Source organism: Clostridium sp. 7_2_43FAA, from assembly GCF_000158375.2.
Lineage (GTDB): Bacteria > Bacillota > Clostridia > Clostridiales > Clostridiaceae > Clostridium > Clostridium tertium.
The window spans coordinates 1754424-1763886 of sequence record NZ_JH815222.1 but is presented as its reverse complement, the minus strand read 5'-3'; the positions used below and the strand labels follow the sequence as shown (position 1 = coordinate 1763886).

Genomic DNA, 9463 nt, shown 5'->3' with positions numbered 1-9463 from the left:
TGTTCTTTTTTATTATTTTATTATTTTATTGTTTTCAATTTTTAAATTATTATATAACGATGGCTCTGTATATAAAGTGTGATTAGTATGATATATAACCATACCTGGCTTTGAACCATTAGGCTTCTTTAAGTTTTTTACTGTAGTATAATCAACAGGAACTTTTGTAGAATTCTTAGCTTTGCTATAATAAGCAGCAAGTATGCCAGCTTCTTCTAAAGCTACATCGGATGGATTGTCACTACAAAGTATAACATGTGATCCAGGAATATTTTTTGTATGAAGCCACATATGATTTTTATTAGCAAACTTTAAAGTTAAATAATCATTTTGAATATTATTTTTACCAATATAAATATCTATTCCATCAGAAGAAAGCAAATGTATAGGTTTAGACGATTTATCTTTTTTATTATTTTTATTAGTATTTTTGAATTTTAAGTATCCAGTTTCAATTAATTCTTTTTTTATATCGTCTATTTCAATATAGCTTTCACAGTTTAGGATATTCGTCATAACTGAGTTTAGGTATTGAAGCTCTTCTTCATTTTTTTTCAATTGTTTTAATGCAGATTCTTCAGATTTTTTTAGTTTATTATATTTTTTATAAAAATATTGTATATTTTCAGATGGTGTTTTATTTTCATCTAGCGTTATAGTTATATATTCTTCTTCATCAGTATAAAAGTTTAATAAGGATATTTCTTTTAATCCTTTTTTCAACATATAAATATATGAAGTTAATAAATCACCGTTAATCTTATACGTTTCTTTTTCTTCACATTCTTTAAGAATATTTTTTAATTTTTTAGTTTTATTATTACACCTATCTATGTTAGTTGAAATTAATCTTTGTAAATCTGTAGATCTACTTAATAGTCTATCTTGTTTATCTTTTACTGTGAAAAATTCATCAAGTAATTCACTTGGATTTTTAAAAGATATTGAAGAATAAATACTTTCTAAATTACTTAATTTAATACAGTGAAAATCCTTGAAAACTTCATTATTTCTATAAATTTTAAAATTAAAACTGCTTTCTAAATTTTTTATAAAATTTTTAAAGAAATTAAAAATATTTTCTCGATTTATGGTATTATTATCTTGTAGGAGATTTTCATATATACTTATTGATAGAGATTTACTTATGCCAGTAAATATCCTTGAAAATATTCCTTCATCAATACTTATATCATTATTATTTAAATATGAATTAAAATCGTTAATTGAGAAGTTAAAAGGATTTAATTTGTTAGAGTTTGGAGGATATACATAATTTACACCAGGATATAAAACTCTGAAAGTATTTATATCAGCAGAAATATGCTTAATACATTCCATGACTTTATTGTCTCTTTCTCTAACAAGAGTTATATTACTGTGTCTTCCCATAATTTCAACTATTAATATATATTTACTATCGAATCCTAATTCATCAGTAGACTCAATATGTAATTGAAGAATTCTATCACCATTTAATTGAGTTATATCTGTTATTCGACCACCAATTAGATATTTCCTCATAACCATTGTAAACATTGGTGCTTGCAAGGGGTTTGGTTTAGTTATATTAGTTAAATGAATTCTAGGAAACTTAGAAGAAGCTGAAATTAATAATTTTATATTTTTTCTATCTTTTCTTAGAGTTAAAATTACTTCATCTTTTTCTGGTTGATTAATTTTATCTATTTTACAGTTCAATATTGATTTTTTTAAATCATATACTAAACTATATAAGTAGATACCATCCAAAGCCATAAGTATCATCCTTTCTTTGGTAATAAGATAAAGATAGTATAACACTTAATTAGTAAACTTATCAATGGGGCATATAAAGTTAAGAGGGGGAGCTTTTATGAATTTTATAAAAATGCAAGGATTAGGAAATGATTTTATTATTATTATAGATAATGAAAATGTATTAATTAAAACTGAAACTGAAATTGCTAAAAAGATTTGTAATAGAAGATTTGGAATAGGAGCAGATGGATTAGTTATAATAAGAAAATCTAATATTGCAGATGCTAAAATGGTAATAATAAATAGTGATGGATCTCGTGCTAACATGTGTGGTAATGCTATTAGGTGCTTTGCTAAATATTTATACGAGTATGGCTTAGTAGAAAAAAATATAATTAGCATAGAAACTGGAGATGGAATAAAGTGCGTAGAACTTTATATTAATGATAAAAATAAGGTTGAATCAGTAAAAGTTAATATGGGAAAGGGAAGTTTTGATGGAAAAGATATTCCTTTAAATAATAAAAATTCATTAATAAATGAAGTGATTAAAATTAAAGAAAAGGAATATAAATTAACAGCCTTATTAATGGGAGTACCTCATACTATCTTAATTAATAATAATGATGAATATGATGTCATTGAAGGAAAAGATATAGAAAAAAACAATTTATTTATTGAAGGAACAAATGTTAACTTTGTTAAGGTTATTGATATTAACAATATAGAGGTAAAAACTTGGGAAAGAGGTGCAGGAGCTACTTTAGCTTGTGGAACAGGATGTTGTGCTTCAGTTGTAGCTTTAAAAAAATTAGGATTATGCTCAAATAAGGTTAATGTAGAAACTTTAGGAGGAAGTTTAGCAGTAGAGATTATAAATAATGATGTATATATGATAGGATCAGCAGAGTTTATTTGTAAAGGGAACTATATTAATTAGAAGAGGTAAAAGATGAATAAAAAAAGGATAAGGAATATTTTCCTTGTTAATTTTATTTTGTTAATAAGTATATTTCTTTATGGATGTAAAAATAAAGTAGAAGAAAAAAATAAAGTAGATATACTAAATGGGGCAGTTGCCATAGAAAATTCAGGAGAATACAAAATTTATAATTTAACAAATGATAAATATGAAAAAGTAGATACTGAATATATAATTACAGCTTATGATTTAGAAAGTGGTAATTTTATATATAATGAAAATGGTGAATATAAAATAAATTATCTAGGAAAAGAAGAAAATATAGAAGAAGAAAAAATAGTTATTTCACCTAAACTAGCTAAAAATGGTGAATATTTAGCGTATTTTTTAAAGGATGAGTACTTAGATTTAAAAATAAAGGATTTATCTAAAAATAAGAATATATCAATTGATACCAAGGTTGCAATTTCAGGAGAGTTAATTGATTGGCTAAATGGAAATACCTTGGTTTATTATGGAATAAGAGAAGATAAAACTAATGGTATATTTACTTATAACATTGATAGCAATGAAGAAAAACTTTTATACAAATTAGATTTAGGATATGTTGAATTTTTAAAAGTTTTAGATAATGGAATAGTTTTTGTGCAAGAAAAAGAAGGAAAACAAAAGATATTAAAAGTAATAGATGAAGATGGAGAAGTTAATGAAGTAATAGAAGATGTATTGGATGTTAGTGATGTTGAGTCTACTCAAGAGGGAATATTTATATTAGGTAAATTGGAAAATAACAACTATTCATTATATAAATATCATGATAAGAAAGCTAAAAGATTAGTGTATGATTTTCCTAAATTAATAAACTTAGAAAAAGGTCTTTCTAAAGATAAGGATGGTAATATAATCTTTGTTGGTGGTGAAGATGTTAAAGTAGAAAGAATATATAGATGTACTGATGATGCTATAAGTATAATTGATGGTGCTTCAGGAACATACAATTTTATAGAGTGCAGATAAAGATATTTATAATTTATTTTATAAATATCTTTTTTATTTAAGAATGTATGTATAAATTTACCATTGTTGGACATTAATTTAAATGGTGATATTATATGAGTATTTTTGAATTTGATTTAGAGAAAGTTAACTTAGAAATAGCTAGAAAATTAAAGAAATTAAAAGCTATAGAAAACAAATGTTTACCTATTATGATAAAAGAAGATGAAGTAATTGTAGTAACATCTAATGAGACATTAGATAATAAAGAAGAAGTAGAGTTTTTATTTAATAAAAGAACAAAAATAATAAAATTAAGTGAAGACTTTGTTAATGAACTAATTAAGAATATCTTTTTAGGAGAATTAGAGGAGCTATTTGATATATTATTGCTTAAAGCAATAGAATTAAATGCATCGGATATTCATTTTGAACCTAGAAAAGAAGACATTTTCATAAGGTTTAGAGTTGATGGTGTATTAATAGGATTTACGAAGATAAAAAATGAAGAATATCAAAAATTATTATCTAAAATAAAAGTATGTGGGAATATGGATATCACGGAGAAAAGAAGACCTCAAGATGGTAAAAGTTTAATAAAAGTGAATGGAAAAAATTATGATTTAAGATTATCTACTATTCCGATAATTTATGGAGAAAAACTAGTAATTAGAATCCTATATGGAGAAATATTTAATTATAATATTAGCAGTTTAAATTTAAATGTAAACCAAAGGAAGAAATTAAAAAAGATAATTGCATTAAAAAATGGATTAGTAATTATAAATGGTCCTACAGGAAGTGGAAAATCAAGTTCATTATATTGTATCTTAAAAGAAATTAACAAAAAAGATATCAATATTACAACTTTAGAAGATCCAGTAGAAGTAATAATTAAAGGGGTAAATCAAGTGAGTTTGAATAGGAAAGCAAATATTACATTTGCAACTGGACTCAGAAGTATATTAAGGCAAGATCCTGATGTTCTTATGATAGGAGAAATTAGAGATGAAGAAACTGCTAATATGGCAGTTACTGCATCGTTAACAGGGCATAAAGTATATTCGACAATTCATACAAAAACTCCACAAGAAGTATATTTTAGACTTGAAGATATGGGTGTAAAACAATATCTAATTAAAGATTCTCTAATCGGAATAATATCTCAAAGACTAATAAGAGTATTCTGTGATAATTGTAAAAAAGAAGATATAAAGTTTATATTTAAAGGGAATGAAATGATAAATTACAAAGGGGTAGGATGTAGTAATTGTAACTATACAGGTTATAAAGGAAGAAAAGTAGTAAGTTCAGTTGTATTTATTGATAAAGAAATTAAAAAACAAATTTCAAATATTTTCCAGGAAATAGGAGAGTTAAATAATGAAGAAATGATAGATAGCTTAAATGATTTATTAACTAATGGACAAATATCAATTATGGATTACAATAATTTTTTAATAGAAGAAGGTCTTAATTATGAAGAAAATAAAATTAATATTTAATAAATCAGATTTTAATAGCTTAAGCTTATTATCAGGAAACATGGCAATGCTTCATAAAGAAGGAATTTCACTTTTAATTATGATGGATTTACTTACGGAATTACCATTAAGAAAAACTTATAAAGAAAGTATAAGAAATATAAAAAACTTTATTGCTGAAGGTAAATCGTTAAATGATAGCTTTAATGAATTCAATGATTTATATCCAGAGTTTTTTGTTGGAATGGTCTCGATGGGAGAAAAAAGTGGTAACTTATCAGAAGTGTTAAAAGGTTTAGAAGAGTACTATGATAAAATTAGCTTTTTCAAATCTACAATTAAAAATGTTTTAGCATACCCAATTTTACTGTTCATATCTATTATTACAGTTTTTATATTTATTGCTTTTGTAACTATACCAAGTTTATATGAGTTTTATATTAATTTAAATATTGAGATACCTAGTGTATGTAAGTTTCTATATGATCTTGTAAATTATATAAAAACTAATCCTATATATTCTTTTATATATTTTCTTTCTTGGGGAATTTTACTGCCATATATAATATATAAGTTTTATCTTAAAAATTATATTAAAGCTTTACTTAATAAAATAGCAATAATTAGAGAATTTAATGAATTTATTTTTATTTCACTTCTATCTATAATAATTAGAAGTGGTGTAAATTTATCAAATGGATTAGTATACTCTGCAACTAGCTTTAAAAATTCAGCTTTAAAAGAACGATTTTTGCTCTTAAACTCAAGTATATTGAGAGGTGAAACAATATCTGAAAGCTTAAAGAAACATGGTTACTATTGTAATTATACAACATCTATTATAAAGCTAGGAGAAGAGGGTGGATCTATGGATGAAAGAATGAAAACGCTTTCTGATCATTTAGAAAAGAAGTTATTATCAGATATAAATAGGTATATGGCAATTTTACAACCAGCATCAATTTTGATTATGGGGGCTTGTGTAATAGCGTTTTTAATGATATTTATTGTCCCTTTATTTAGTTCATTATTAGATGGTGGGTTATGATGAGAAAGAAAGGTTATACACTTATAGAGTTAATAGTTGTATTGTCAATAATTACACTACTTTCAACAGTTGGATTTAGTGGAGTTAAATATTTTAAGGATAAAATTGAAAATTTAAAGCTTCAAAATAATGTATATGAAGTTAGAGGATTGCTAAGTTTTGCAAAGAGCTATTGTAGGAAAAATGAAGTTATAGGAAATATTGCTATAAGTAAGAATAAAAAGGAAGTTGTATTTGAAGTGGTTGAAAGAAATCATAAATTAACAAAAATATTAAATTTGGATGATGATATTAAAGTAACATCAAATTTTCAGAATGGGATTAATAATATTAATAAGGAAGGCTTTATAAAGACAGCTGGAACTATAAGCTTATCATATAAGGATAAACTTATAGAAATAAAGGTATCTGTTGGAAATGATATTATAAGGTTAAATGATACAGATGAAAATGAAGGAGATATAATAGATTGAAAAAAGGAAGCACTTTGGTTGAAAGTATAGTAGCTCTTGCAATTTTATTAATTGCAGCAACGATAGCGGTAGAAATTGGAATAGCTGCAGCTAGATCTAGAAAAATTAGAAATATAGAAAATCAAGCAGATAGAGTAGCTTATTCAATAGAAAGTGAAATAAAATATAATGTTACATTGGATGAACTAAATAGAGCTTTTAATGAAAATAAAATATCATATAAATACTCAAAAGATATTTTAAATAAACTTACTAATACACCTATATTAAATATGGAGAGAGGTAATGGCGTTATAATAGAGAAGTTAAGTAATTCTATTTTCACTGGGGAAAAATCTTCAAAAGCAATTTCGTTAAAAATAAGAATTAATGATGAAGAAGGAGGTACTTTATGTGAAAGAGAGTTTATTAAATCTTATTGGATGGAAAAGAAATAAATTTGTTAAAGATAATAAAAGAAAGAGAGGCTTTACTTTAATAGAACTTATATTAGTTATGTTTATTCAATTAATTTTACTTGGATTATCTTTTAAAATTGCATTAACTGCTAATAAAAATTATACAAATTTAATAAAAAATTCAGTATCACAAGATTCTTTTGATGATGCATTATTAAATATTGATAGGTTATTAAAGACGCAAATGGTTAAATCAATAGAGATCCAGGAAAATGATTTAAATAATAATGCTATGATAAAAATTATATACAAAATTGATCATAATAAAAATGAAGTTAAGGAGAAAAGAATTTTCTTAGATAATATAAATAAAAAAATAGTTTTAGAAACATATATAGATAATAAAAGAAAAGGGATTAATATAATAATGAGAAGAGTTTCTGATTTTACAATAATAAAAAAAGATAAAATATATTATTTAAAGATAAATAGTCTTGATGACGAGGAAAGAATAATATGCATATAAAAAGCATTTCTAAAAAGAGGGGATATGTCTTTATTGAAAGTTTAATAGTATTCTTATTTGTTCTTGCTATAGTAAATCTTTCTATAAAAATAATATACAATAACTATATAAAATCTCAAAATTTTAAAACATATAGAGACTTATATACTCTGGAAGTTGAAGAAGAAAGAGTTTTAGAAGTTATAAATACTTTGGCTGAAGATAATAAATTAGATCAGAAAGAACTTTTACAAAAAGTAAGTAAGAAAAAATCTGAAGATTACCCAGAATTAAAAAGCTTAAAGTTTGAATATAAAGATGGAAGTTATTATTTAACAAGACAGAAGGAAAATTCAGTTATGTATATTGAGCTAAAGAAAAATGAAATTGGAAATAAAGCTTACTTTACCCCAACTACTTATAAAACAAAATATATTTATATTAAGGAGTAAAAATGGTTAATTCTATAGGTATATTTAATAATAAATATTATTATAAGGGACAGGAATATGACAACTATAATATAAATTTACTATTAGAAAAACTAGGGAACAAAAGAAGATTATTAATTTTATCTCAATCAATATTTATTAAAAAATATGAAATACTTAATAAGAGAATAAGTGTTGATAAGTTTGTTGAAAAAAAGATTTCAGAGGACTTTTCAGATAAGAAGAATTTGTTGTTTCATTATGAGTTTTTAAAAAACTCTAAAATTATCTATATTTATTCTATAAGATATAATAGCTTTATTAAATCTTGTACAAATATTACTCATATTCAAGTAGAGCCAATACAGTTCTTAATAAGAAAATATGTAATAAAGAAAGTAAGAGGAGGTAAGTATTCGATAATAATATATAGAATAAAAGACTTATTTCACTTGATAAATATAGAAAATGGAGTCATTGAAAATTCTTATATAACTAATGATGCTACAGATATAAATAAATTTATCATAGAATATAAAAATCAAAATAAAAAGTTAATTATAGATAAAGGTATCGAAGATATAACTATTAATAATTATGACTATATTATAAATATAGGAGAAAAAGTTTATGAAGAAATATTTAAGAAATAAGAATTTTATACCAAATGAGTTTATAGAGAGATTAGATTTAAATGAAAATAAGAAGAATAATCAATTAATATCAATACTAATACTGTTAAATATTATAATCATTCCTACATCAGTAAATAAAATTTTACAAAATAAAGAATATAAAGAAGTATATAATAATAACAATAATAATTTAGAAAGTAACTTAAATATAGAAGAAAGGATTAAAAAAGAAAATATAGAGGAATGGATAAATAATATCACTCCTAATATTCTATACATGAATATACAAAATAATAATGGATCTATTAAGGTGAAAAATAAAGAAGAAGTTTTTAAAATAGAGGAAAATGATAAAATAAAGATAAATTCTATTATTAAAAATGAAGAAAATTATTTCACATTAGAGGTTAGGTTATGAAAAAAATTAAAATATTACATTTAATAGTTATATTTATAACAATTCTCCAAATTTGCATAATGATTTTTAATAAAAAAGATTCCTCTAAAGATGTTGTACCATGTATAACAGAAGTGAAAAATGTTAAATATATAAAAGACATAGAGAAGGATTTTAATAATATAAATAATTCAACAATATTAAGTTATAATAAGATAGATGAAAGTAGTTGGATAATAAAATGCACATTAAATGGTAATAAAATTCAGGTGTTGGATGCATTGAATAAAATAGATAATTACTATATAAATAATTATAATTTGAATTATGATAAAGAAAATATCTTGTTAGAGCTAGAATTAAAAAGTAAATAATGACAATATTTTTTAGAAGTTATTATAAGTAATTGCATTTATTTGTGAATTTTGATAAAA

The 9463-nt window shown here is 23.4% G+C and carries 12 protein-coding genes; 11 read left to right on the top strand and 1 reads right to left on the bottom strand.

Annotated elements, in window-relative coordinates:
• Nucleotides 1-12 precede the first annotated feature (12 nt).
• Nucleotides 13-1758, bottom strand: coding sequence for an NFACT RNA binding domain-containing protein (locus CSBG_RS09930; protein ID WP_008679163.1), 1746 nt, complete (start codon nt 1756-1758; stop codon nt 13-15).
• A gap of 97 nt (nt 1759-1855) precedes the next feature.
• On the opposite strand from CSBG_RS09930, the gene dapF reads away from it, so the two are divergent.
• The 11 genes from dapF to CSBG_RS09875 all read left to right on the top strand — a co-directional run bounded on the left by dapF (nt 1856) and on the right by CSBG_RS09875 (nt 9403).
• Nucleotides 1856-2680, top strand: a complete 825-nt coding sequence (gene dapF, locus CSBG_RS09925) for a diaminopimelate epimerase (protein WP_008679161.1) — start codon at nt 1856-1858, stop codon at nt 2678-2680.
• Nucleotides 2681-2692: 12 nt separating this feature from the next.
• Nucleotides 2693-3679, top strand: a complete 987-nt coding sequence (locus CSBG_RS09920) for a hypothetical protein (RefSeq protein ID WP_008679160.1) — start codon at nt 2693-2695, stop codon at nt 3677-3679.
• A 95-nt stretch (nt 3680-3774) separates the two neighbouring features.
• Nucleotides 3775-5163 carry a GspE/PulE family protein gene (locus tag CSBG_RS09915; protein WP_008679159.1) on the top strand — a complete coding sequence of 463 codons (1389 nt, stop codon included), beginning with the start codon at nt 3775-3777 and terminating at the stop codon, nt 5161-5163.
• Nucleotides 5138-6190 (top strand): type II secretion system F family protein, encoded by a 1053-nt coding sequence (locus CSBG_RS09910; RefSeq protein ID WP_008679158.1) that lies wholly within the window; start codon nt 5138-5140, stop codon nt 6188-6190. Before CSBG_RS09915 ends, CSBG_RS09910 begins: the two co-directional genes overlap by 26 nt.
• Entirely contained in the window at nt 6190-6663 is a 474-nt protein-coding gene (locus CSBG_RS09905) for a type II secretion system protein (protein WP_008679157.1), read from the top strand. Before CSBG_RS09910 ends, CSBG_RS09905 begins: the two co-directional genes overlap by 1 nt.
• Entirely contained in the window at nt 6660-7100 is a 441-nt protein-coding gene (locus tag CSBG_RS09900; RefSeq protein WP_008679156.1) for a type II secretion system protein, read from the top strand. Before CSBG_RS09905 ends, CSBG_RS09900 begins: the two co-directional genes overlap by 4 nt.
• On the top strand, nt 7057-7587 hold the full coding sequence (locus CSBG_RS09895) for a prepilin-type N-terminal cleavage/methylation domain-containing protein (protein WP_008679155.1): 531 nt from the start codon (nt 7057-7059) through the stop codon (nt 7585-7587). Before CSBG_RS09900 ends, CSBG_RS09895 begins: the two co-directional genes overlap by 44 nt.
• Nucleotides 7578-8018: a hypothetical protein gene (locus CSBG_RS09890; protein WP_008679153.1), complete on the top strand. Its 441-nt coding sequence runs from the start codon at nt 7578-7580 to the stop codon at nt 8016-8018. The genes CSBG_RS09895 and CSBG_RS09890 overlap by 10 nt, the downstream gene beginning before the upstream one ends.
• A gap of 2 nt (nt 8019-8020) precedes the next feature.
• Complete coding sequence (locus tag CSBG_RS09885) at nt 8021-8650, top strand: hypothetical protein (RefSeq protein WP_008679151.1); 630 nt, start codon at nt 8021-8023, stop codon at nt 8648-8650.
• On the top strand, nt 8628-9050 hold the full coding sequence (locus CSBG_RS09880; RefSeq protein ID WP_008679148.1) for a hypothetical protein: 423 nt from the start codon (nt 8628-8630) through the stop codon (nt 9048-9050). Before CSBG_RS09885 ends, CSBG_RS09880 begins: the two co-directional genes overlap by 23 nt.
• Nucleotides 9047-9403: a hypothetical protein gene (locus CSBG_RS09875; protein WP_008679146.1), complete on the top strand. Its 357-nt coding sequence runs from the start codon at nt 9047-9049 to the stop codon at nt 9401-9403. The genes CSBG_RS09880 and CSBG_RS09875 overlap by 4 nt, the downstream gene beginning before the upstream one ends.
• Nucleotides 9404-9463: the final 60 nt, after the last annotated feature.